Here is a 23,340-nt window from a genome sequence, read left to right as displayed (position 1 = left end):
TATACACGTTTTTTATTGAAATTTAGGATAAAAGACTGCATAAAGGTAGAGTCAATATTTATTTTTTATAGAGTAGGAAAATTTGATGGAAGTTCGACAGCGTGGCTTGATTGCTGGTTTATTAACAGCGGCTCTTTTAGTTGCACCTTTAGCTGCAGAAGCTAAACGTGCAGGTGGTGGTAAAAGCCACGGCATGAGCCGTCAAGCTGCACCAACTCAGTCTTATCAACAACCTCGTCAAGCAACTCCAGCTCAACAACCTACTGCGCCTGCAACGGCTCCAGCTAAATCTGGCCCAGGCGTAGGGGGTATGGTTGCAGCAGGTGTGGCGGGTGCTGCAATTGGTGCTGTTGCTGCAAATGCATTGGCAGATGACAATTCTGCTTCTCAAGCGCAAGCACAGGAAGAAAAAGGCGGCATTCCAAGTTGGATTTGGATTTTACTTGCCGCTGCTGTTGCTTTCTTCATTTTCCGTAAAATGGGCGCAAAAAAAAGTAGCGGCTAATCCTTATGCGCCAAACAGTGGTTCTAATCAATCACCGTTTGGCCAACAAGCTGCACCACGTACATCTAACGACAGTACCAACATCTTTGGTCAATCCGTAGGTGGCTCAACTGCTGCTCCGCAGAACAATGCACCTTTTGGCGCAGCATATACCAACAGTGGCAGTCAGCTTCCTGATGGTACAGAGCCCGCTGCGTTCTTACGTATTGCGCGTCAACGTTTTAACCATATTCAATCTATGAATACAGCAAGTAACATTTCTGAGATTCAGCGTTATTTAACACCAGATCTTTATCAGTCTATGTATCAAGATATCATGGCAAATCAAGATCAAGATGTAGCTGAATTTTCAAACCTGAATGCGATGGTTACAGATTCTGCAACTGAAAATGGTCAATACGTAGTAAGTGTACGTTTTACGGGTACAGTAAGTGAAGATCTTAACAGCTTACCTCAGCCGTTTTCTGAAGTTTGGCATTTTGTAAAACCTGCGGGTTCTAGCCAAGACTGGTTAGTTGCAGGTATCCAACAAGAAGCTTAATTTTTAAATACAAAAATAGCGACTTCGGTCGCTATTTTTTTACGCATCGTATCTCTAAAACAGGCTTGTCGATTCAAAACACCCTCCAACTTCACTTATATAAAACACCTCATAAATAGCAATTCTCCAGAGACTGTTCTATCTAAAAATCGAGCCATAATTGCATATAACGGAAACCATCCGCTGTACTAACAAACTGAATTCGATGAAGAATATATTTAGAAAAGGCATATGTAACCTAAATATCTCCAAACTGTAGCGTAGCTCAAGACACGCGAAGGGATTCGTTTATACTCAAGTATAGTTTTAGCCTTACCGTATGGCGAAGATGATTCATCATCATGATAAGTTGTTCAAATTTCAGCTAAATCCAATAGAGCTAATGATAAATTGCATGAAAATTCGATAAGTCTCCACCCAGACAATTTTTCAAAGAACTTGAATTAATATTTCAGTCAACTACAAGTAAATAGACTGCTCTGTCTGTCACAGGCTCGTATAGATTTCACTATAAATTGCAGAAAGTATCCAAAGCATCTCGATCTTTTTAAGGACAACTCATACACAATGAGATAAAAAGTCAGTAAGTGTCTTCAATTCCTTAACTCTAAATAACCAAATGATTCTTAAGCCCAGAACCTGTACCCACCCGCAACTTTAATTACATTGATTCATAGCATCCATAAAAAATGCCTCTGAGTACAGAGGCATTTTTTATGGTTTACAGTATTATTCAGGTAAGGGTATAAACTGTGAATCTTGACTTTGCTCTTTTCTCTCCCCCACGACCACAGCAACGTTCATTGGTTTTCCATCACGCTCAATCGAGATTTGAATGGTGCTATTGGGAGCTTGTAACGCAACAAAGTTAATTAAATGTGAAGTTGAAGTAATCACCTCTTCATTTACTTTAATAATTTTATCACCTTTCTTTAAACCAGCATTTGCAGCTGGGCCATTTTTCAATACGTCCGCTACAACCACACCTGGTCCTTTCGGCTCTAAAATATTCACTTGCTCGACAGGAAGTAAGCTAATACCTAACCAGCCACGAACAACACGACCATCTTTGAGAATAGAATTTAGTACCTGTTGACAAATTTTTGCAGGAATCGCAAAACCAATGCCTAAAGAACCACCAGATTGCGAGAAAATTGCGGTATTGACCCCGATTAAATTCCCTGCAACATCAATCAGCGCGCCACCTGAGTTACCTGGGTTAATCGCAGCATCGGTTTGAATGAAATCTTCATAGGTATTAATGCCTAAATCAGAGCGCCCAGTTGCCGACACAATCCCCTGAGTTACTGTTTGACCCACACCAAAGGGATTACCAATCGCCAATACAACATCACCGACTTCATTACCACTCAACTTAAACGGTAAGACAGGCAAATCGGATAGTTCTATTTTAATCACAGCCAAATCCGTATCAGGATCTGTACCAATCACCTTTGCCACTGCACGGCGGCCATCATTCAGTGCGACCACAATTTGATCTGCTTGAGCAATCACATGGTTATTTGTCAAAATATAACCATCTGGGCGAACAATTACTCCAGACCCCAAACTGTTTTCATTTTTATTTTGACTAAACTGATCTGGAATTTGATTACCAAAAAACTCACGGAATGCAGGATCATTAAGTAGAGGATGATCGAGTTGTTTAACTTTCTGTGTAGTAAAAATATTCACCACTGCTGGCGCAGCCACTTTCACCGCAGCACTATAAGAAACCACCCCACCCGCATACGCGTCGTATTAATTAAAGGTTCGACCTTTTCAGCAGGCATTTTGATACCGTCCGAAGCTACAGGCGCTTTTGGTTTTTGATACTGCTGCCACGCAAAAAATCCAGCAATGACTAAAATGAGTAATACCCAAGGTAACCAGGAAAAAGTCCTGCGCACGATTTCACCCTCTAAAATGTTTTAATTCATTGATGACTAAGTAATTTATGCCTATTGTAAAGCGAAATTCAACCTCTAGCACAAAAATAAGCAAGAGTTTTGTCATGCTTTAGTTACAATAAACAATAAGTTCCGATCTAATCAATTTAAATGAGTTTTTAAGTCGATATGGCAAAATTACAAGACATTATCCAATGGTGTGACCAAACTCTAAAATCTCCCGAATTTAAGGACTATGCACCCAATGGTCTGCAGATTGAGGGTAGGGCTGAAGTGCGTAAAATTTTAGCTGCGGTGACAGCATCACAAGATGCGATTGATGCTGCGGTTCGAGAAAATGCGGATCTGTTACTGGTGCACCATGGCTATTTTTGGAAAGGTGAAGCTTACCCTATCACAGGGATGCGCGGTAAACGTATTAAGAGTCTCATTCAACATGATCTTTCTTTAGTTGCGTATCACCTTCCACTCGATAGCCACCCAAGTCTTGGAAACAATGCAGCAATTGCTGATTTGCTCGATCTAGAACAGATTGAAGCGCTTGACCCCTCTGAACGTCATCCTATTGGCAATATCGGTTATTTAAAACAACCGATGCCTGTGCAAGACTTTAAACAATTCATTTCTGAAAAATTAAAGTTTGATGTGACCCATCTTCCTGCAGACAAGACCATGATCAAAAAAGTCGGTTTTTGTACTGGTGGTGCGCAAGATTTTATTGTCAAAGCCGCTGAACAAGGCTGTGATGCCTATATTTCAGGTGAAGTCAGTGAACGTACTTTCTATGAAGCCAAAGAACTCGATGTGCATTATTTTGCTTGCGGACACCATGCGACTGAGCGCTATGGCGTGCAACGATTAGGTCAAGCCCTTACAGCACAATTTGATGTTGAGTATGTTTATTTCGAATTAAATAACCCGATTTAAGCAATCACTGGGATGAAGCTCTTTTCATCCCGCTCTCCCATAAGCTTTTACTGACCATATCAGCCCAAACCATAATTTAAACAAGCCATTAATTTAAAATACTATTTTCAATATTTTTATTCTTGTATCAGAGCATAGCATCAACTCAAAAAATCATTGTTTCATATACGCTTAAGGTTCAAACGAATATGAATCATAAAATTTATTTCAATTCATACTATAAAATTGTAAATAATAAACATATTGATTCTCATTTACTTTTAAGCAGATAATAAAACTGCTTTGAAAAACATCCATAAACAATTTTGAATGATTAAAGGAATCAAACACATGGCATATTCTTTACCTACTCTTCCTTATGCATACGATGCGCTCGAACCTAATATTGATACAAAAACGATGGAAATTCACCACAGTAAACACCACCAAACTTATATCAATAACATTAATGGCGCGATTGCAGGCACAGAATGGGAGAAACTTTCAGTAGAGGAACTGGTTGCAAAAGTGAATGATGTTCCTACTGATCTTAAAAATATGGTGATCAATAATGCAGGTGGTCATGCCAACCACTCACTGTTTTGGACCGTCATGAGTCCACAAGGCGGTGGACAACCTACAGGAGCTGTGGCAACGGCTATTGATGAGCAACTCGATGGTTTTGATGCGTTTAAAGATGCATTTACCAAAGCAGCGATTAGCCGTTTTGGCAGTGGCTGGGCATGGCTGAGCGTGACCCCTACAAACAAACTCATTGTTGAAAGTAGTGAAAATCAGGACTCCCCGATTATGTGGGGGCATACCCCCATTCTCGGTTTAGATGTATGGGAACATGCCTATTATCTGAAATATCAGAACCGTCGTCCTGAATATATCAATGCCTTTTATAATGTGGTCGATTGGGATGAAGTTAATCGTCGTTATGATATGGCTCTACAATCTAAAGATTAGTTATTGATCGCAGTCTATTCAGATCAGTAAACCCATTAAAGTAGCTTAGAGCCTGCTCAAATGCACATATTTCGTGCAAAAGGCTCTAACTACATCTTGTGTATCCGATATGTCTCCTTGCGAAAATTTTTGCATATTTTGTGTATTAAAAGACTGCCCTATTGTCTCTAGAATCATTTACAATAAATGCACTTAAAGTAAAACCCAGCAAATTTGCAAGGAATGAAACATGACAACCATTACTTTACCTGCACTTCCATATGGCTACGAAGATCTTGCTCCGCATATCAGCAAAGAAACTTTAGAATTCCACCACGACAAACACCACAATACTTACGTTGTTAACCTAAACAACCTAATCAAGGGTACTGACCTTGAAGGTAAAACTTTAGAAGAAATCATCACAGCTTCTGCTGGTGATGCATCTAAAGCAGGTATCTTCAACAATGCAGCGCAAGTTTGGAACCACACATTCTACTGGAACTGTATGGCTAAAAACGGTGGTGGTAAAGCAACAGGTGCTTTAGCTGCTAAAATTGATGAAGCATTCGGTTCTTACGAAAAATTCGCTGAAGAATTTGCTGCTGCTGCTACAACTCAATTTGGTTCAGGTTGGGCTTGGTTAGTTGCTGACGAAGTAAATGGCAACCTTTCTATCCTTAAAACTTCAAATGCAGACACTCCACTTGCACACGGTAAAGTTGCAGTGTTAACCATTGACGTTTGGGAACATGCTTACTACATCGACTTCCGTAATGCACGTCCTGTTTACATCAAGACTTTCCTTGAAAGCCTTGTAAACTGGGATTATGCAAACGCGAAATATGCAGGTCAAGCTGCTGGCGTTGAAAAATAAGATTCGTCTTATTTGAAAAAAACCGCTCTTTTTGAGCGGTTTTTTGTTTTTGATGCCTAAACGCATATTTATAAAGCAAACAATTCATTTCTTTATATTATTTACTTGACCCATTTCCCTTTCCTCCCTAAAATGCGCATCAGATTCTCCAATAGCTCAGTCGGTAGAGCGACGGACTGTTAATCCGCAGGTCCCTGGTTCGAGCCCAGGTTGGAGAGCCACTATTCTTCCATAGCTCAGTCGGTAGAGCGACGGACTGTTAATCCGCAGGTCCCTGGTTCGAGCCCAGGTGGAAGAGCCAAGATTCTAAAAAGCCCAAGCATAATGACTTGGGCTTTTTTTATAGATCAACTTTTTCAAACATCAGCGCCTTCTCTTTTGCCTAAAAATGCAGATAAGCCTATCAATCTGCTTAGAAAAAAACAATTAATCTAAAATTTAGCTTTTTTTGGCTTTGTAACTTGACCCATGTATAAATTTCTCTATACTGCATTTCAGATTCTCCAATAGCTCAGTCGGTAGAGCGACGGACTGTTAATCCGCAGGTCCCTGGTTCGAGCCCAGGTTGGAGAGCCAAATTTTAAAAAGCCCAAGCACAATGCCTTGGGCTTTTTTCTTTTATATCATCAGTGTGCAATCAAGAAACCCATATCTACTCCTTCTCAATCCATGTTTTCATAGAACTGACCAATACCATTAAATATTAAGCTAAGTTGATGACGCTAAAGATATAGTATTCAGCACAGCTTCGATAAAAGCTAAAGCGTTTATTTTTAAATCATTTAACGTAAATTTCATAAAAATATCAGCGCAAAGACTTGACCCTGCGTGCTTTGGCACATAGAATGCGTGCAGATTCTCCAATAGCTCAGTCGGTAGAGCGACGGACTGTTAATCCGCAGGTCCCTGGTTCGAGCCCAGGTTGGAGAGCCAAGATTCTAAAAACCCACTCCATTCGAGTGGGTTTTTTCTTTGCGATAGAAAATATTGTGTTCAATCTGAGTCAAATCATCTTTTTTATCATCGGCTGCTTCGCCACTATTATCTTAGTGATGATGGTCTACCCTGACCTGTTTCGCTCTAAGCAAAAATTTTATGCCAAACACGTCATTACGCCGTTTGAACGTAAAATGTTTATTCGCTTAAAAGAAGCCTTTCCGCGCTATCATATCCTCGCTCAAGTTTCATTTAGTTCGTTGATTACCAGTGATCACTATAAAATACGGGCCAAATTTAACCGTAAAGTTACCGATTTTGTTTTATTGAATGAGCAATTGGATGTGGTGGTCATTATTGAGTTGGATGACCCTTCCCACCTAGGCAAAGAACAAGAAGATGCTGAGCGTGATGCGATGTTGAATGAAGCAGGTTATATGGTTCTACGTTTTACTGAAATTCCCAGCATACGACAATTACACAAACAACTGGATTATTATGCTTCTGCAAAAAGCGCATAGGCTAGCGCTCTACTGCTCCACTCGCCTTTTGTTCTGCTAATCGCTTTTCAGCCGCCATTTTTTCTTGAATGAGTTGCTGCTGCTTCTCTTTAATCCGTTGATATTCAGCCTGGTTTTTCGCATCACTTTTTACTGCTACATAGGCCATCGTCAAAATAAAAAGCGGGATCACAATTCCTAGACTTGCCACCAGTATGACTTTTGGGCTTAATTTATTTGCTGATTTCACCATAATAAGCCTATTTTTCACATATTAAAATTTCAATGGGCCAACACTATAACAAAAAGAGCCTTAATCATGAGGCTCTTTCTACAATCAAATCATTCCATCTATACTATGATGGCACGATACCTGTGCAATGTTGGTTGCTACTCGCATCTTTTTCTGCATCAGTTAACACTATACCTGTCCCCGCAGACATATAAGTCTGTATAAAATCAACCGCATTTGCATTTTGACAAACAATAGCTTGGGTGTGACTCGCATTCGGTACAATCGTTAATTTATAACCATCAGCATAAGCCTGTTGCGGGAAGTAGCTGGTCGCGTTCGCTTTCATGTTTGCATATAAGGCTTGTGTTACCACAGGCAGTACGGCTTGATCATTTGCACCTTGAATAATAAATACAGGAGTTTTAATCACTTTCGCAGCAGTCGCATTAGTTGCAGGCTGATTATCAACCAAGAATTTCTGAACCACTGGATCTGATTTCATTTTATTTAAATCAATACCATACTGTGAAGTCCAATGGGTTGGATCTGCCAAAAACTCTACAACGCCAGCTTTAAATTGTTCTTGTAATCCATTGGCACTATTCGGTTCTGGATAACTCAAACAGGCACCATCATCACCATTACGACCATACGCACTTTCTGCAATATCAGCAGCATCAGCGGTAAAGATATTTTTTAAATCATAATCAGGTTGATACGCTTTAATACCTGAGCTTGCCAGTGCTGCATAAGCCAAAAGTTCAGCATAACCATCTGCAATTTGATCAATTGTCGCTTGTCCTTGTTCTGCTGTAATGATCTTGTTTGCAACTGCATAACGAACCTGTTGTAATTGCTCATCTAACCTATTAAGACCATGTGCTTTGGGCACGCCATTCGTATCCAGATTAAACTGTGGATCAAGATAAATTTGAATAATTTGCCCTAGACTAGATGCAGGTGCACCTGCTACTGCCCCCTTATAAGTTGTATCTGTATTGGCAAATTCTGCTGTACCCAAAGAAGCATGCCCACCTTGTGATTGACCAATCGACATCCAAGCGCCATTTAACTGCTTACCGTAATGCTCTTTTGCCGCTTTTACCGCTGCAATTGCGGAATTAGCCTGACTAGATAAGTTCAAATAAGGATGTACACCTGGTGTACCCAACCCCTCATAATCAGGGGCAACAATGACATAACCTGCAGCCAATAAGCTATTTGCTAAAATTTTGAAGCGAGGATGAATGACGTTTTTACTTGGGGCACAATCATCTGCACCTCCAACCGTTCCATGCTCCCAGACCACCACACGATAACCATCTTTAGGTTGAGTTACCTGTGGAAATAAAACCATTGCCGTTGCGGTCGCTGTCTTCCCCTGCACATTCGTCAGGTTATAAGTCATGACTTTAATAGATGAACTATTTTCCACGGTATCTAAAGCATAGTTCCCTTCAGACACATAGCTTGATTGTTGATGTGAACTAGACGAATTGTCATCATCATTACAAGCGGTTAAAGACAGTGTTGAAACAGCAACTGTCAGGGCTAAAGCTATTTTCGAATGTTTCATAAAATATCCTTTTTTGATCATTGTTTTTTAAGCATGAAACTACATGCCATTTTATTAAGGCATAAAAAAAGCACCCTGTATAGGATGCTTTTTGAACAAAAGTTTATTTTAAATATTTAATTCTAAAAAGATTCCAACAAAAATAATCAAACCTACCCAACGATTATGACGAAATGCCCAAAAACAACGCTGTGGATTTTTGTCTCTGGTTTTAGTCCATTGGTAAAGAAAATCCAGCATAACCATAAATAATGCTATTAAACCAAACGGTATCAATAAACTTTCTAAGTAAAGTGCCGTCCCAATTAAGACAACACTCGCAACTTGTAATAGCGCAATAATTTGAATATCAAAACGACCAAATAGGATGGCTGTTGATTTCACGCCAATTTTTAAATCATATTCACGGTCAGTGATTGCATACTGAGTATCGTAAGCAACTGTCCAAGCAAGATTGCCAAAATACAACAACCAACATGTAAGGCCTAAAGGCTCTCCAACAGCGGTATAGGCCATAGGAATTGACCATGAAAATGCCGCACCCAAAAACACCTGTGGCAAATGGGTATAGCGCTTCATAAAAGGATAAATAAAGGCAAGGAACAACGCGCCAAAGGAGCAATAGAACGTTTCAATTGGTAAAAACAACAGCATACAAGCACTAGCGAAAACCAAAGCTAAAAACACATAAATTGCTTCTTTAGCGCTAATAATCCCTGTTGCTAATGGACGTGTCTTGGTGCGTTCTACATGTGCATCAACTTTACGGTCAGCAAAATCATTGATGGCACAGCCTGCTGCACGCATAAAAATTGTGCCTAAAATCATCGGAATTAAGATGTTTAGAGTCGGCATACCTCGGTTAGCAATCCATAATGCCCACATGGTGGGCCAAAATACCAACTCCGTACCAATTGGCTTGTCAAAACGACATAAATAATAATAGGCTTCTAAACGTTCACGCCAAGTAATCTGATGTGCAGCGGTCATGACTGTCCTTCACTTGCTGAATTTTGCTTCTGCAAGAACTGTTCAAAGCTCGCTAAAAACGTTTCTTGAACAATAAACTTACAGCCGTGCCAAGTATAACAGCTCTGTCTTGTCCAGCCATCATCCAACCAAATAACACGGCGTTCACATGCTGGATTGGTACGCTGAAATAAAAACCAACCTATAGGTTTTTTTCCAATATGTTTAAATAGTCGAGCACGACCCCGTAAACTTAAAATCGGAAAAATACTTTTAGCTTTAACCCAAGGCTCTGCATCACTGCCATATAAAAAACTTTCTCGCACCCATGAAATATGCTGATACGGCATATTCATCCATTTAGCATCAATAAATTGAAGGCGCTGAAAATGCTCTTTAGTGGGTTGAACCCTAAACGCCCCATCTGCCAAATCCGTTAGTTGTTGCGTAAGTGAACCTGAAGCATATAACCATGTTTTTAGTTCCGTTGGAATCTGCTGCATAAGCCTACCTGTACCATTGATTTTACTGCGCACTTCACGCTTATTGAGTTATGAAAATGCCTTTGATTCTATTCCAAGATCAGCCACTAACAATTATCTGTCTTTGCAATGGTTTCAAATGTACCTTGTGGTGTTTTCACTAAAATAAAACCTTCAGCACTCAAATAAAAACTTTGAGGATAATCATAATCCAATGCCAACTCAGGGCTTTTCAATGCAACAAACTCTGCCTGCTTATAACCTTCAGAGGTACGACCAACTTCGATATACGTCACCATCGAAAAATTTAACTTAAACCCTTTGTCATGATTCTTAGGGTCAACCCAAGGATAAAAACTGGTGTGCTTCTTACGTTGTGCCATCACTCTCATCACTTTTTTTCAAGTTAAACAGATGATACAAAAAAACCCGCGACTAGCGCGGGTTTTTTACAGTGAAATTCAGTTCAGAATTACAAGCTGTAGTACATATCAAATTCAACTGGGTGAGTTGTCGTATTCAAGCGACGCACTTCTTCAGTTTTAAGTTCGATATATGCATCAAGCATTTCTTTAGTGAATACACCACCTTTCAGTAAGAATTCATGATCCGCTTGAAGCGCTTCAAGAGCCATATCTAGGCTGTGCGCAACTGTAGGGATTTTTGCTTCTTCTTCTGGAGGAAGATCATATAAGTTCTTGTCAGCAGCTTCACCTGGGTGAATCTTGTTTTGGATACCGTCGATACCCGCCATCAATAATGCTGCGAAACCTAAGTACGGGTTCATCATTGGATCTGGGAAACGAGCTTCAATACGCTTGCCTTTCGGGCTAGAAACGTAAGGAATACGGATAGAAGCAGAACGGTTACGTGCTGAATAAGCAAGCATAATTGGTGCTTCGAAGTGTGGAACTAAACGCTTGTACGAGTTAGTAGAAGGGTTAGTAATTGCGTTCAATGCGCGAGCATGCTTGATTACACCACCGATGAAGTAAAGCGCCATCTCAGAAAGACCAGCATATTCATCACCAGCAAACAAGTTCTTGCCATCTTTAGAGATAGACATGTGAACGTGCATACCAGAACCGTTATCACCCACCATTGGTTTAGGCATGAAAGTTGCGGTTTTTGCATATTGATGTGCAACGTTCCAAACAGCATATTTGAACTGTTGTACTTCGTCTGCTTTACGAACCATTGTATTGAAGCTTACACCAATTTCTAACTGGCAAGATGCAACTTCGTGGTGATGTACTTCTACACGACCTGGGCCCATGATGTCTTCAATACGCGCACACATATCAGCACGCATGTCATGTGAAGAGTCAACTGGAGGAACTGGGAAATAACCACCTTTCACACGTGGACGGTGACCAGAGTTACCTGATTCGTAATCTTTACCTGTAGACCAAGCAGCTTCTTCCGCGATCAATGTATGGCGTGCGCCAGACATATCAACTTCCCACTTCACTTCGTCAAATACGAAGAATTCTGGTTCAGGACCAAAGAATGCAGTATCACCAATACCTGTCGATTTTAGGTATTCTTCAGCACGGCGAGCAATCGAACGTGGATCACGGTCATAACCTTGACCAGTTGATGGTTCGATAACATCACAAGTAACAACTACTGTTGGCTCAGCGAAGAATGGGTCAATAAAACCAGTTGCAGCATCTGGGCGTAAGATCATGTCTGATGCTTCAATGCCTTTCCAACCCGCAATTGAAGAACCATCAAACATTTTACCGTCTTCAAAAGTATCTTCATCGATAGTATCTGCTGGGTAAGTTACGTGTTGCTCTTTACCCTTCGTATCCGTAAAACGGAAATCGACCCATTTTGCACCACTTTCTTGGATGAGTTGTAGGACCTTATTCGCCATGCTCATTTTACTCCGATGATTTTTTGTTGCACTCTTGAGTGCGTGTTAGTAGTTGGTTCTTTTAAAGCAATTACCGTACCAACTTTAAAAAGCTTAGCTAAAATGTTGAATTCCTTATTAGAATAACCGTTTTGAAGCATTCGCTTTTACTCTATTATACTGAGCTAAAAACTAAATGCACCATATTCACGCATGCTTCATGATATTTAATCTAAAAGATTTTCAGCATGATTCATAATGGTGCATTTTTGTATTTTCTGTGCTTTTTTTACTCATTTTTTCTAAAATATGCGAGTATATCGTCCATTATTTTGATCTTTATTTCTATATATTGCACATATTTCCAAATGAAGATTATCTAAAAAAAATTGCATATTGATTACAAGTATATGTTTTTATATAAAATAAAAAAACAACAAAGCGTAATACACAAGTAGCTACAAGCCGAATAGTTCAGTCTATTCAAAAAAATATGCTCTGTTTTGGTGACATTTTACTGGTGGTTGAACTGTTCTTACACCTTCACTCGACTTTATCGCCATTCACACACCGAAATCACACATAAAATCAAGTCCAGTTGCTGTTTGCCCCAAGACTATAATGAAAGCAATCACAAAGCAGACAATAGACTGAATTATACAAAATTTCATAAGCACTTTCGCCCTACCATTAAGCTCGCTTTGCATAGTGAGATACAACAACATCAATAAAAAGACCGACATTTAGCCAAGCATTTGACCGATATAAAATGAACTTTCAGCTTTGAGTAGAGCAGCATCTATTTCTTCAATATATATTTTTGAGTACAAGCCTCTTTGGCTTTATCGCGATGAACTTTGACCAGCACATAATCATTTTCTTTCCATGTCGCCAGTGGTTGTACTTCACTACTATAAACACCCTTTGTTATTCAGGTTGAAACTCGCAGTAAACTTATCTGCACTATGGGACGCAAATACCTTTTTAAATACCCTCAAATTCATACTGTAACCATCATCTACGGTTTTATCGCTAATGTTATAGACCAATGACCAGTATGGGCGAGCCAGCTCGATTTCTATTCTGTTCATAGTATTGACTTCAGTTTTTTAAATATTTTTGTCTATACCTAAAGCCAAAATAGTCATTCAAATTTTTCTTGATGTCTTCTTGTAGATTTTGAAGTTTAGATCTGCTTTGAATAGCTTCGATGACATTCCCAACAAGTTCATCTTTATAAATAGCGGTATTGCTACCTAATAGAAGTTATTGGCTCGATAGTTATGTAAATGAAATTGTCACAAAACAAAGTAAAAATGCTAAAGTAGCCGCCTAATAAGCGGCTTTTTTCAGGCCTTCACTTATTAATAACTTTATGCAAAGTGAGTAACATTGTGAGAAACACTATTTAGCAATGTTAATTACTATAATAAATTTCAAGAGGTTATGCTCAAAATGCTTCTCATGATCGACAACTATGACTCTTTTACATACAACATCGTCCAGTATTTTGGCGAGTTAAATCAAGAAGTAAAAGTAGTGCGTAATGATGCCGTGACATTAGAAGATATTGAGCGATGGCAACCTAAGTATCTGGTGATTGGTCCTGGCCCATGTTCACCATCAGAAGCAGGAATTTCCATTCCAGCTATTCAGCACTTTGCTGGAAAAATTCCATTATTAGGTGTGTGCTTAGGACATCAAGCAATTGGTCAAGCTTTTGGCGGCGATATCATTCGTGCCAAAAAAGTAATGCATGGTCGTTTGTCTGATATGCATCACTCCAATAAAGGCATTTTTAGCAACCTGCCGTCTCCATTTTCAGCGACGCGCTATCACTCACTGGTGATTGATCAAGCAACTTTGCCTGAATGCTTAGAAGTGACCTGCTGGACCAATGAAACAGATGGTTCCATTGAAGAAATCATGGGTGTAAAACATAAGGCGCTTGCCGTTGAAGGCGTTCAGTTTCACCCTGAATCTATCTTGAGTCAGCATGGCCATCAAATCTTTAAGAACTTTTTAGAAATTTATGCATAAATGAGTGCAGTGAAAAATGAATATTCAACAGGCTTTAAATAACATCACCAAAAATATTGAATTGACCCAACCGCAAATGGAAGAGGTCATGCGTACCATCATGAATGGTGAAGCAACAGATGCCCAAATTGGTGCACTGATGATGGGTTTACGCTTAAAAGGCGAAAGTATTGATGAAATTACCGCCGCAGCTCGTGTCATGCGCGAGTTTGCCATCAAAATTGATGTCAGTGATGTGCCTTATTTAGTCGATATTGTAGGTACAGGTGGCGACGGTCAGAATTTATTTAACGTCTCGACCGCATCTGCTTTTGTGATTGCAGCAGCAGGTGCAACCATTGCTAAACATGGTAACCGTGGTGTTTCAACCAAATCAGGTTCATCTGACTTGTTAGAACAAGCTGGCATCCAGCTTGACTTAAACATGCAACAAACTGAACGTTGTATTCGTGAAATGGGCGTCGGTTTCTTGTTTGCACCAAATCATCATAAGGCCATGAAATATGCAGTCGGCCCACGTCGTGAGTTAGGCATCCGCAGTATTTTCAATTTACTCGGCCCGCTTACGAATCCGGCTGGGGTAAAACGTCTAGTGATTGGCGTCTTTTCGACTGAATTGTGCCGTCCAATTGCAGAAGTCATGAAACAACTGGGTGCAGAACATGTCATGGTGGTTCATTCTAAAGATGGTTTGGATGAAATTAGCCTTGCATCAAGTACCTATGTGGCTGAACTGAAACATGGTGAGGTGGTCGAGTGGGAAATCCAACCTGAAGATGTTGGTATCGAATCGCAAACCTTAACCGGTTTGATGATCCAAAACTCTGCGGAAAGCCTGACTTTGATTAAAGATGCTTTAGGTAAAAAGAAATCTGAAAAAGGTGAAAAAGCAGCCAATATGATTGCTTTAAACGCAGGTGCTGGTCTGTATGTCTCAGGACTTTGCACCACCTATAAGCAAGGTGTGGCTTTGGCACATGACATTATCTATGGTGGTCAGGCTTTAGAAAAAATGAGCATCCTTGCTGAATTCACTAAAACTCTTAAACAATACGACGCTTGATAGACAGGATTTTGTCATGGTAGATATCGCAAATACGATTTTAGGCAAAATTGTAGATCGTAAGCAGGAAGAGTTTGCTGCACGCCTCAAACAACGTAGCTATAAAGATGTTGAAGAATGGGCACTTGAGGCAACGCCTGTACGTGGTTTTGCTCAGTCTTTACTGAGTAAAAAACCTGGTGTGATTGCTGAAATTAAAAAAGCATCTCCGTCTAAAGGGATCATTCGTGAAAACTTTGATCCTGCTGAAATTGCGCAACAGTATGAAGCAGCAGGCGCAGCCTGTTTATCTGTGCTTACTGATGCCGACTTCTTCCAAGGCGCCGATGAAAACATCCAAATTGCACGTTCTCACTGTGGCCTACCAGCATTGCGTAAAGACTTTCTGATTGACCCTTATGGGGTGATTGAAGCACGTGCTTTACATGCTGACTGTATTCTTCTGATTGTGGCGTGTTTATCTGATCAACAACTCGAAGAAATGTCCAAAACAGCTTTTGAGCAGAATTTGGATGTGTTGGTTGAAGTACATGATGAAGCAGAGCTTGAACGTGCACTACGCCTCTCTGAACGTTGTTTGTTAGGTGTAAATAATCGCAATTTAAAAACCTTTGATGTCGACCTAAACACCTCGATTCGTTTGAAAAAACTGCTTGAACCCTCACGTTTACTGGTCACTGAAAGCGGTATTGCAACACCTACGGATGTTGCGATGATGCAAGAGCATGACATTCATACTTTCTTGGTCGGTGAAAGTTTTATGAAACAACCACGACCTGACCACGCTTTCACAGAGCTGTTTGGAACACCCGAAACACTCTAATCAAAATTTCAGGGTAAGAGCTAAGTCTTGCCCTGAATACTTTTTGGTATGTCCTTTCAAAAAGCTGTTGAATATCTTGTCAAATAACACCACCTACAAAACTGATGAGATCTCAAATTATTCAATTAAACCCTGTTTTTTGGCTTCATTCACTGCTTCCATTCTCGATCGTACCTGTAGCTTGTTATAGATTTTACGCAAATGCCACTTCACCGTATTGATGGATAAAAAAATCGACTCGGATATTTCTGCATCGGTACAGCCCTGACTTAATTTTTCCAGAATTTGTATTTCACGCTTCGATAAAGGTTCAACCTTCGTGCTATTTAACGAAACACCCCCACTGGTTTCAGTTTGATGCAACTTTTGTAAGTGCTGGATATACGCTATAAGCGTGGTCAGATGTTTTTGTTGCTGTCGAGCTAGATGCTGACTTAAATCAGCTAACATATCCCAAATGAACGGATGCTCATCTAAAATGACGCGCACAGCGTGTGTGGGCATGAGTCGCTCAAGCGCTTGTTGTAAATGGTCTAAAGCCTGTTCAGCCTGTTTCAACTGATATAGTGCTAATGCCAGTAAAACTTGAACTCGTGCCTGCCGTATAGGATAAATCTTAAAAAGGTCTAACTGTTGACTAAGATACTCTACAGCGGGCTGTACTTGGCCTGTAAAAATTTGCGTGCGAATAGGAATTAAATCGTCCCCACGTAGCAAATGAGTAAAATTTAGAAAAGGTTTAAAGGTGCCTTGTCCAACGTCAGCCAAGTCTGAATAAGGGTTTAACTGTTGTTGCACATAAAGTTGCACCGTATGTGCAAGTCGTGGAAGTGACCATTGACTACTACGAGTATGGGCTTGATTTGAACACAGCTGTATTGCGGCCTGATCTTGGCGCAAAGTCGCTAAACGCATCTGAAGAATATAGCCGACCATAACCATATCAGGCATGGCCAAATGGTCACCGCCATTGAAATCAATTAATGCATCTTCAACCTGCGATATTCGATTCATTTCATAATATAGATCGGCTTTAAAACTACTCAGAATATTCATAATGGCCGCTTTATTATCCGCATCTAAGCCTAGATTACGGTATTCGTCACTTTGCCCAATTTGACTAAATTTCTCTGCTGCAAGTGTTAAATCTCCAAGCAAATAGTCACATAAAGCATCAACGCAATCGACCATCGCTAAACCATATAAGTTATGGCCTTGCAAATAGAGAATACGCGTCTGTAAGAGTAGCTTCCGCCCTTCAGTCATGTGTCCTGAACAAATCTGATAGAGCGCCCCAATCCCAATAAGCGGAGCACGAGAAAAATAGGCTGTGCTTGCCAGTTGTGCCAAGTTTTGCTGTGCTTGTGTATAAGCGAGTTCCAACTTATCTTCCAAGACGGCAATTAAAGGCGCTAAACCCAATTGGTCTTCATGTTGTAACAAAGCCTCATGCTGATCAACACTATGCCAAAGCTGTAGATAATGATTGGCTAAAGTCGCTTGATGAGTCAGCACCAGAGACCAAATAATGTCATAGAGTAACTTAGGATTTTGCAGCAAAATAGCATCTGGTAACTGTTTGACTAACTCCAAAAAAGTATAATGTCGCCCTTCTAAAATTAATTCACGACAAACTGAATTGAGCAAAGACAGAATCAGTTGTTGATCTTCTGCCTGCTGAGCATGATAGATCGCGTCCATCAAATAACGTTGCTGCTTAAACCATTCTGCTGCTTTACAATGCATTTTTTTATAGCAGTCGGGTTGTAAAAGTTTAAACTTCGCTTGTAGAAAATCTCGAAATAAATGATGTATGCGATACCACATTCTTTGATCATCTAAAGCTTGTATAAACAGACTCTTTTGACTGATAGCATCTAGCATTTGCTGTGCAGTATTGTTCGCTGTAAGTGCAATCACCAATGCCACATTCAGTTTTCTCAAGACACTAATTTGCAATAAAAATTGTTGAATCTCAGCATCCTGCTGTAAAAAAACTTGCTCACTCAAATAATTAACAATCTGATGATGCGCACCATTTAAATTTTGAATAAACCCATGAATATCTTGATTTTCCTTCAAATATAAATTGGTAAGCTGAATACCTGTAAACCACCCCTCTGTTTTATGGATCAGTTGTTCCGCCAATTCAGGGCTTAAACTTACATGATCGAAATTTTGTTGTTGTAAAAAGTGAATTAACTCAGGGCTTTCTTGCGACTTGATACTTAAATGCTCTTCCGTTACCCATTTTAAGCGTCCTAAGAGATACTCTTTGACAAAACTCCAGTTTGGTTTAACCCTTGAAGCAATCACCAAATGGGCATTTTGAGGTAAATATTGATATAACCACCACAGGATATTTAAGCTTTCTTGGTTGTCTAAAACATCAAGTTCATCAATAAATAAAACGGTATCAATCTCTATTAAGGCGACTTGTTGGGCGAGTTCAATAATATGTTGCTTATGTATTTGACCATGTGCAATGGCGACTAACTGCTCTCTGGGAAGTAGTGCCAATTGTAAATACTGATATAAACGAATGGGGTCATTATCATCACTATCTAAAGTTAACCAACCCACTCTTTTTCCATTTGCAGCAAGCCTTTCACTCAGTTGGTACATGAGTGTCGTTTTTCCATACCCAGCTGCAGCATGTATAAAAACCAAGGAAGACTGACAATAATTCACCATCTGACTGAGCAGTTGAGGGCGTTGCATGGCTCGGTCACTTGCCATGCTTGGGCGACTGAGTTTGGTCTTTAACACTTGCATTTTTTATTCATCCAATCTTTCTGATTACATTGTTGCAGCAACCTTCATTTCCCTGAATTTTGCATAAAACACAACACTGTCATGGAGTGGTCATCTTAAGTCGATTCTACACCAAATACACTGATAAATTAGTCTGGCCTGTTTGATGGAATAAGGTGATATTGAGCCAAAATCATGATCCCCCATACCTTAAACCATTCTTTTAGAGTTTAGCTAAAGCATAGAAAATCCATTCTTTCGAATGGTTTGCATCCTCTACAAGATTGTTATGCTCAAAAAGTGGAAATCACAGGTATCTATATTTCAAGAAATTGATACCTGTTTTTTAAAATTGAAGACATACATGGAGTTTGTCATGAGCATTGCACAGTCAATCAAACATCAAGATCGCTTATTAACAATGAACATTAAAGATGGCGAAATAAAAAATGCTTTACCAGGTGTACACGTAACACCGTGCTTTTTAGATCCTGATAATGGTAAATGGGTGATTTATGCACGCTTTGATGCAGGTACAGTGCTACCGCGCCATTTCCATACAGGTGTTGTACATTTTTACACCACAGCAGGTTCTTGGCATTATGTCGAATATCCAGAAGATGTTCAAACTGCGGGCAGCTATTTATTCGAACCTGCAGGTTCCATCCACACCTTAGCAACACCTGATGGGGCTGAAGGTTTTATGGTAATTGATGGTGCAAATGTGAATTTGAATGATGATGACTCACTCATGTTCATTATGGATGCAGGCTGGATTGAGCGCACACTGCATGTGATAGCAGAACAAACAGGACAGAAAATGCCACGTTATATCAAGCCTGGCTCAGAAGTTGTAATGAGCGCTCAATAAAAGCCGAAAGGTTTTTAACTCACCTTAAAAACCTCATTTATAAAACAATGATTCAATCCAAGGATGACCGAAATGTTTGGCAAAATGATGCACCAATCTTTGTTAATTAGTAACTTAATTGAGCATGCTGCAAGATATCATGCTGATACCACCATTATTTCTCGAGAAGTCACTGGACAAATCACCACGACCAATTGGCACGAAGTTCAACAAAATAGCAAACGTCTTGCTCACGCATTGAAAACATTTCACCTTGACTTAGGTGACCGCCTTGCCACGATCGCATGGAACAATCACCGCCATTTAGAGTCTTGGTATGCAATTTCAGGGAGTGGCTATGTTTGTCATACCATTAATCCACGCTTATTCCCCGAGCAGCTGATTTTTATTATTAATGACGCGCAAGACAAAGTGATTTTCTTTGACTCAACCTTTTTACCTTTAATCACTGCGATTCAAGACAAGGTACCCACTGTAGAAAAATTCATTTGCTACGGTTCACCTGATGAAAAAGTCTTGGCCGTACTACCAAATGTCATTTTCTATGATGAGTTAATTCTAAATCAATCTACTGACTTTAACTGGCCACAGCTGAGTGAAGAAACTCCAAGTTCATTATGTTATACCTCAGGTACAACAGGTAATCCTAAAGGAGTGTTGTACAGCCATCGTTCTACTTTACTGCATAGCATGGCAATTGCTTTGCCAGATTCTTTAAATTTATCTGCCAATGATACGGTCATGCCTGTGGTGCCAATGTTCCACGTAAATGCATGGGGAGTCCCCTATGCAGCAGCCATGGTAGGTTCAAGTGTTGTCCTTCCTGGACCAAATCTTGATGGGGACAGCCTAGTCAGCTTAATTGACGACTATAAAGTAACCGTGGCTTTAGGCGTTCCAACCATTTGGCAAGGTTTACTGGCAACGGCGAAAAAGCGTGGCACAACTTTAGCCAGTATGAACCGAAATGTCGTTGGCGGTGCCGCTTGCCCACCATCCATCATTCGCGATTTTAAAGACAATTACGCATGTGACACCATTCATGCTTGGGGCATGTCAGAAACTAGCCCACTTGGTACAGTCAACCAGCCTAAAGCCAAACATGCCTCTTTAAGTGCTGAAGAGTTTGAACAACTCCGTCTAACGCAAGGCCGTCCACCCTTTGGCGTTGAACTGCGTATTGTGGATGCCGAAAACAACCACGCGCCTTTAGCTCATGATGGTAGAACACAAGGCAACTTACAAATTCGAGGTCCTTGGATTGTCGACCACTATTTCAACCAAGAGAAAAGTGCAGTCACATTCGATGGTTGGTTTGATACAGGTGATATTGCAACCCTGAATGCTGATGGTTATATGACCATTTGCGACCGTGCCAAAGATCTGATCAAATCAGGCGGTGAGTGGATTTCTTCAGTTGAAATTGAAAATCATTGCCGTCGGCCACCCTGAAATTCGTATGGCAGCAGCGATTGCCGCGCGTCATCCAAAATGGGATGAACGTCCAATTCTAATTGCCGTGAAACAAGAAAACTCAACGCTAACCGAAGAAGAAGCACGGGCCTATTTTGAAAATAAACTTGCGCGTTGGCAGATTCCTGATGCAGTCATTTTTGTGGATGCTTTACCCATTAATGGTACGGGGAAGATTGTAAAAGCTGAACTTCGTACACTGTTTGCGGATGCATTACTCCCAAGTGAAGTGATCTGATCGCCCTAACAATCAAAATACACATCAGGAGATTGAAATGAAAAAGAATATGAAAACAGCATGGGTTACTGGCGGCAGTAGTGGTATCGGTCTTGAACTCAGCAAACGCTTACTTCAAGATCGCTATCAAGTATGTATTTTTGCTCATACAGGGATTGAAGAAGCGGTTATTGACTTACAAAAACGCTCACCTGCTGTATGTGGATTTGAAATTGATGTACAAAATGAAAATACCCTACAGGCAAAATTTGCAGAAGCCGTTACTGCCTTTGGTCCGCCTGATCTACTGATTAACTCAGCTGGAATCGTGGTTGCCAAATCCTTTGAAGACATGAGTGCTGAGGAGTTTTTACGTCAGATCAACATCAACCTTGTCGGGAGCCGAAACGTAGCCCATGCTGCATTAGCATATCTCAAGCAAGCCGCTCAACAAGGTAAACACCCTAAACTGGTGTTTATTGCCTCTGCTGCAGGTTTAGTTGGTTGCTATGGCTATACAGGCTACTGCTCTTCTAAATTTGGGGTGGTTGGCTTGGCTGAAGTATTGCGTATGGAACTTCGCAGTCAAAATATTGATGTCGCTGTAGTCTGTCCACCAGAAGTGGATACGCCGCTCGTGGCAGAGGAACGTAAAAATGGTTCTCCAATTACAGCAGCCTTAAAGCAACTCGGAGGTAGCATGCCCGTTGAAAAAGCCTGCGCAGAAATTTACGATGGAATTTTATCTTCTCAATTTATGATCATCCCTGGCACTCAAGCCCGTATACTTGCAAAAATTTCACGTGTTTTGCCTGATGTATATCGTGGTCAAATTGATAAAAAGCTCGATAAAATCATCAGTCGCTTACACGCAAGCTAAGTTGCCCCCACTTAAAGTATAAGCAATACGCCAAACTTGAATCTAAGTCATGTGTTGAGCCCTATCGGGACAACATTGACTTAGATTCAATGATTTTCAGCCTCTGATAAAAGCGATACTTAATCTCATGTTTTTAAAATAACCTATCATTTTCCCTGCAATTTATTACTATTCCCTATAAGTGCAATTCAGTTCAAATCATTGCAAATTCAGACTATAATTACTGTCTCATTCCTTATTTTGCGTATTTTTCTGACCCTATGAGCAAACATGATTCATCGCTTTCTAAAGAGCAGTTTAATTTACTGAAAGACTTTAAAAAGCAGATCACCAATCCGCATTCGACTGCCATCAAACAGTCTGAAGCCAAAGCTCAAGTCGCTCAAGCTGAGCCAGAAGATGATTTCGCGTTGTTTCAAAAACAAATGCACGGTGTCCAGAAAATGGAGACTGCAAATATTGCCAAAATAGAAAAAAATCCAAAGAAAAAAATGGATGCACAAACTTTAGCTAAACGTGCGGCAGCCGAAGGTCCAATGCAAACTGATGCAACTGAGCTGTCCGATACTCAAGCGATGCTCAACCCTGTAGCGAGCCAAGCAGCGCTCAGTTATCGTATTGCTACGCTACAACATAAAGTATTTGAAGACTTAAAAGCAGGTAACATCCGCTGGTTTGAAGCTGTTGATTTGCATGGTTGTACCGTTGAAGAAGCACGTGTGGCTGTCTTGCAAATTATTCAAATGGCGAAAGATGAAAATCAAAATGTGATTAAAATTGTACATGGTAAAGGTCCAGAAGCCATTTTAAAAACCTATGTGAATGGCTGGCTACGCCAACACCGTGATGTCCTCGCTTTTGTAAGCGCTCCAGAAAAACAAGGTGGTACTGGTGCTGTTTTAGTCTTACTTAAACGCAGCGAGAAAAATCCAAAGTTTAAACAGTAATCGGATTTTAGTCCAAAACAAGG

General features: G+C 40.2%; 17 protein-coding genes, 4 tRNA genes and 3 pseudogenes. 16 read left to right on the top strand and 8 right to left on the bottom strand.

Annotated features, from left to right (window positions below; all coding sequences use genetic code 11):
* The first annotated feature begins 85 nt into the window (after positions 1 to 85).
* Positions 86 to 1,046, top strand: a pseudogene (locus tag ACZ8ZH_RS04610) (Tim44 domain-containing protein).
* Between the two features lie 729 nt (positions 1,047 to 1,775).
* Here ACZ8ZH_RS04610 and ACZ8ZH_RS04605 read toward each other — a convergent pair.
* Positions 1,776 to 2,956: pseudogene (locus ACZ8ZH_RS04605) on the bottom strand (S1C family serine protease).
* Positions 2,957 to 3,124: 168 nt separating this feature from the next.
* Between ACZ8ZH_RS04605 and ACZ8ZH_RS04600 the strand changes: the two are divergent.
* The 8 genes from ACZ8ZH_RS04600 to ACZ8ZH_RS04565 all read left to right on the top strand — a co-directional run bounded on the left by ACZ8ZH_RS04600 (position 3,125) and on the right by ACZ8ZH_RS04565 (position 7,147).
* Positions 3,125 to 3,883 (top strand): Nif3-like dinuclear metal center hexameric protein, encoded by a 759-nt coding sequence (locus tag ACZ8ZH_RS04600; protein WP_119063112.1) that lies wholly within the window; start codon positions 3,125 to 3,127, stop codon positions 3,881 to 3,883.
* Positions 3,884 to 4,213: 330 nt separating this feature from the next.
* Positions 4,214 to 4,834: a superoxide dismutase gene (locus tag ACZ8ZH_RS04595; RefSeq protein WP_119063113.1), complete on the top strand. Its 621-nt coding sequence runs from the start codon at positions 4,214 to 4,216 to the stop codon at positions 4,832 to 4,834.
* Between the two features lie 229 nt (positions 4,835 to 5,063).
* On the top strand, positions 5,064 to 5,690 hold the full coding sequence (locus ACZ8ZH_RS04590; RefSeq protein WP_010327236.1) for a superoxide dismutase: 627 nt from the start codon (positions 5,064 to 5,066) through the stop codon (positions 5,688 to 5,690).
* A gap of 145 nt (positions 5,691 to 5,835) precedes the next feature.
* Positions 5,836 to 5,911, top strand: a tRNA-Asn gene (locus tag ACZ8ZH_RS04585).
* A gap of 4 nt (positions 5,912 to 5,915) precedes the next feature.
* Positions 5,916 to 5,991, top strand: a tRNA-Asn gene (locus tag ACZ8ZH_RS04580).
* A gap of 199 nt (positions 5,992 to 6,190) precedes the next feature.
* Positions 6,191 to 6,266, top strand: a tRNA-Asn gene (locus tag ACZ8ZH_RS04575).
* 281 nt (positions 6,267 to 6,547) lie between these two features.
* A tRNA-Asn gene (locus ACZ8ZH_RS04570) sits at positions 6,548 to 6,623 on the top strand.
* Positions 6,624 to 6,679: 56 nt separating this feature from the next.
* A complete protein-coding gene (locus tag ACZ8ZH_RS04565; RefSeq protein ID WP_139841337.1) occupies positions 6,680 to 7,147 on the top strand; it encodes a DUF2726 domain-containing protein in 468 nt (155 codons plus the stop codon).
* A gap of 1 nt (position 7,148) precedes the next feature.
* On the opposite strand, the gene ACZ8ZH_RS04560 is transcribed toward ACZ8ZH_RS04565, so the two are convergent.
* From ACZ8ZH_RS04560 to glnA, 6 genes are all read right to left on the bottom strand, one after another.
* Positions 7,149 to 7,379 (bottom strand): hypothetical protein, encoded by a 231-nt coding sequence (locus tag ACZ8ZH_RS04560; RefSeq protein WP_086208002.1) that lies wholly within the window; start codon positions 7,377 to 7,379, stop codon positions 7,149 to 7,151.
* Positions 7,380 to 7,482: 103 nt separating this feature from the next.
* Complete coding sequence (locus ACZ8ZH_RS04555) at positions 7,483 to 8,937, bottom strand: alpha/beta hydrolase family protein (protein ID WP_086208003.1); 1,455 nt, start codon at positions 8,935 to 8,937, stop codon at positions 7,483 to 7,485.
* A gap of 108 nt (positions 8,938 to 9,045) precedes the next feature.
* Entirely contained in the window at positions 9,046 to 9,927 is an 882-nt protein-coding gene (gene ubiA, locus ACZ8ZH_RS04550; protein ID WP_086208004.1) for a 4-hydroxybenzoate octaprenyltransferase, read from the bottom strand.
* Positions 9,924 to 10,409 (bottom strand): chorismate--pyruvate lyase family protein, encoded by a 486-nt coding sequence (locus ACZ8ZH_RS04545; RefSeq protein WP_119063114.1) that lies wholly within the window; start codon positions 10,407 to 10,409, stop codon positions 9,924 to 9,926. Before ACZ8ZH_RS04545 ends, ubiA begins: the two co-directional genes overlap by 4 nt.
* Positions 10,410 to 10,495: 86 nt before the next feature.
* Positions 10,496 to 10,771 carry a hypothetical protein gene (locus ACZ8ZH_RS04540; protein WP_086208006.1) on the bottom strand — a complete coding sequence of 92 codons (276 nt, stop codon included), beginning with the start codon at positions 10,769 to 10,771 and terminating at the stop codon, positions 10,496 to 10,498.
* Positions 10,772 to 10,860: 89 nt separating this feature from the next.
* Positions 10,861 to 12,276: a type I glutamate--ammonia ligase gene (gene glnA, locus ACZ8ZH_RS04535; protein WP_171264393.1), complete on the bottom strand. Its 1,416-nt coding sequence runs from the start codon at positions 12,274 to 12,276 to the stop codon at positions 10,861 to 10,863.
* Between the two features lie 1,428 nt (positions 12,277 to 13,704).
* On the opposite strand from glnA, the gene ACZ8ZH_RS04530 reads away from it, so the two are divergent.
* Genes ACZ8ZH_RS04530 through trpC form a run of 3 tightly spaced genes read left to right on the top strand, consistent with a single transcriptional unit; the run spans position 13,705 to position 16,175 of the window.
* Entirely contained in the window at positions 13,705 to 14,289 is a 585-nt protein-coding gene (locus ACZ8ZH_RS04530) for an anthranilate synthase component II (RefSeq protein WP_119063214.1), read from the top strand.
* Between the two features lie 16 nt (positions 14,290 to 14,305).
* Complete coding sequence (gene trpD / locus ACZ8ZH_RS04525) at positions 14,306 to 15,352, top strand: anthranilate phosphoribosyltransferase (RefSeq protein WP_119063115.1); 1,047 nt, start codon at positions 14,306 to 14,308, stop codon at positions 15,350 to 15,352.
* Between the two features lie 16 nt (positions 15,353 to 15,368).
* Positions 15,369 to 16,175 carry an indole-3-glycerol phosphate synthase TrpC gene (trpC, locus tag ACZ8ZH_RS04520; RefSeq protein ID WP_119063116.1) on the top strand — a complete coding sequence of 269 codons (807 nt, stop codon included), beginning with the start codon at positions 15,369 to 15,371 and terminating at the stop codon, positions 16,173 to 16,175.
* A 117-nt stretch (positions 16,176 to 16,292) separates the two neighbouring features.
* On the opposite strand, the gene ACZ8ZH_RS04515 is transcribed toward trpC, so the two are convergent.
* The gene (locus ACZ8ZH_RS04515) at positions 16,293 to 18,950 is read right to left on the bottom strand and encodes a winged helix-turn-helix domain-containing protein (RefSeq protein WP_162900237.1); all 2,658 of its coding nucleotides are present in this window, start codon (positions 18,948 to 18,950) and stop codon (positions 16,293 to 16,295) included.
* Positions 18,951 to 19,305: 355 nt separating this feature from the next.
* On the opposite strand from ACZ8ZH_RS04515, the gene ACZ8ZH_RS04510 reads away from it, so the two are divergent.
* The 4 genes and pseudogenes from ACZ8ZH_RS04510 (at position 19,306) to ACZ8ZH_RS04495 (ending at position 23,317) form a co-directional block, all read left to right on the top strand.
* A complete protein-coding gene (locus ACZ8ZH_RS04510; RefSeq protein ID WP_119063117.1) occupies positions 19,306 to 19,800 on the top strand; it encodes a 2,4'-dihydroxyacetophenone dioxygenase family protein in 495 nt (164 codons plus the stop codon).
* A 72-nt stretch (positions 19,801 to 19,872) separates the two neighbouring features.
* Positions 19,873 to 21,511: pseudogene (locus ACZ8ZH_RS04505) on the top strand (long-chain fatty acid--CoA ligase).
* A 37-nt stretch (positions 21,512 to 21,548) separates the two neighbouring features.
* A complete protein-coding gene (locus tag ACZ8ZH_RS04500; RefSeq protein ID WP_228199384.1) occupies positions 21,549 to 22,370 on the top strand; it encodes an SDR family NAD(P)-dependent oxidoreductase in 822 nt (273 codons plus the stop codon).
* 260 nt (positions 22,371 to 22,630) lie between these two features.
* Positions 22,631 to 23,317, top strand: coding sequence for a Smr/MutS family protein (locus ACZ8ZH_RS04495; RefSeq protein WP_086208014.1), 687 nt, complete (start codon positions 22,631 to 22,633; stop codon positions 23,315 to 23,317).
* Positions 23,318 to 23,340 lie beyond the last annotated feature (23 nt).

This window comes from Acinetobacter sp. SW-226, from assembly GCF_055632855.1.
This window is presented reverse-complemented; position numbering and strand designations above follow the sequence as displayed.

Excerpts from the sequence above, each read along its gene's own strand:
- ACZ8ZH_RS04600 (WP_119063112.1), top strand. The coding sequence starts at position 3,125 with ATGGCAAAATTACAAGACATTATCCAATGGTGTGACCAAACTCTAAAA.
- ACZ8ZH_RS04595 (WP_119063113.1), top strand. The coding sequence starts at position 4,214 with ATGGCATATTCTTTACCTACTCTTCCTTATGCATACGATGCGCTCGAA.
- ACZ8ZH_RS04590 (WP_010327236.1), top strand. The coding sequence starts at position 5,064 with ATGACAACCATTACTTTACCTGCACTTCCATATGGCTACGAAGATCTT.
- ACZ8ZH_RS04560 (WP_086208002.1), bottom strand. The coding sequence starts at position 7,379 with ATGGTGAAATCAGCAAATAAATTAAGCCCAAAAGTCATACTGGTGGCA.
- ACZ8ZH_RS04555 (WP_086208003.1), bottom strand. The coding sequence starts at position 8,937 with ATGAAACATTCGAAAATAGCTTTAGCCCTGACAGTTGCTGTTTCAACA.
- ubiA (WP_086208004.1), bottom strand. The coding sequence starts at position 9,927 with ATGACCGCTGCACATCAGATTACTTGGCGTGAACGTTTAGAAGCCTAT.
- ACZ8ZH_RS04545 (WP_119063114.1), bottom strand. The coding sequence starts at position 10,409 with ATGCAGCAGATTCCAACGGAACTAAAAACATGGTTATATGCTTCAGGT.
- ACZ8ZH_RS04540 (WP_086208006.1), bottom strand. The coding sequence starts at position 10,771 with ATGGCACAACGTAAGAAGCACACCAGTTTTTATCCTTGGGTTGACCCT.
- glnA (WP_171264393.1), bottom strand. The coding sequence starts at position 12,276 with ATGAGCATGGCGAATAAGGTCCTACAACTCATCCAAGAAAGTGGTGCA.
- ACZ8ZH_RS04530 (WP_119063214.1), top strand. The coding sequence starts at position 13,705 with ATGCTTCTCATGATCGACAACTATGACTCTTTTACATACAACATCGTC.
- trpD (WP_119063115.1), top strand. The coding sequence starts at position 14,306 with ATGAATATTCAACAGGCTTTAAATAACATCACCAAAAATATTGAATTG.
- trpC (WP_119063116.1), top strand. The coding sequence starts at position 15,369 with ATGGTAGATATCGCAAATACGATTTTAGGCAAAATTGTAGATCGTAAG.
- ACZ8ZH_RS04515 (WP_162900237.1), bottom strand. The coding sequence starts at position 18,950 with ATGCAAGTGTTAAAGACCAAACTCAGTCGCCCAAGCATGGCAAGTGAC.
- ACZ8ZH_RS04510 (WP_119063117.1), top strand. The coding sequence starts at position 19,306 with ATGAGCATTGCACAGTCAATCAAACATCAAGATCGCTTATTAACAATG.
- ACZ8ZH_RS04500 (WP_228199384.1), top strand. The coding sequence starts at position 21,549 with ATGAAAAAGAATATGAAAACAGCATGGGTTACTGGCGGCAGTAGTGGT.
- ACZ8ZH_RS04495 (WP_086208014.1), top strand. The coding sequence starts at position 22,631 with ATGAGCAAACATGATTCATCGCTTTCTAAAGAGCAGTTTAATTTACTG.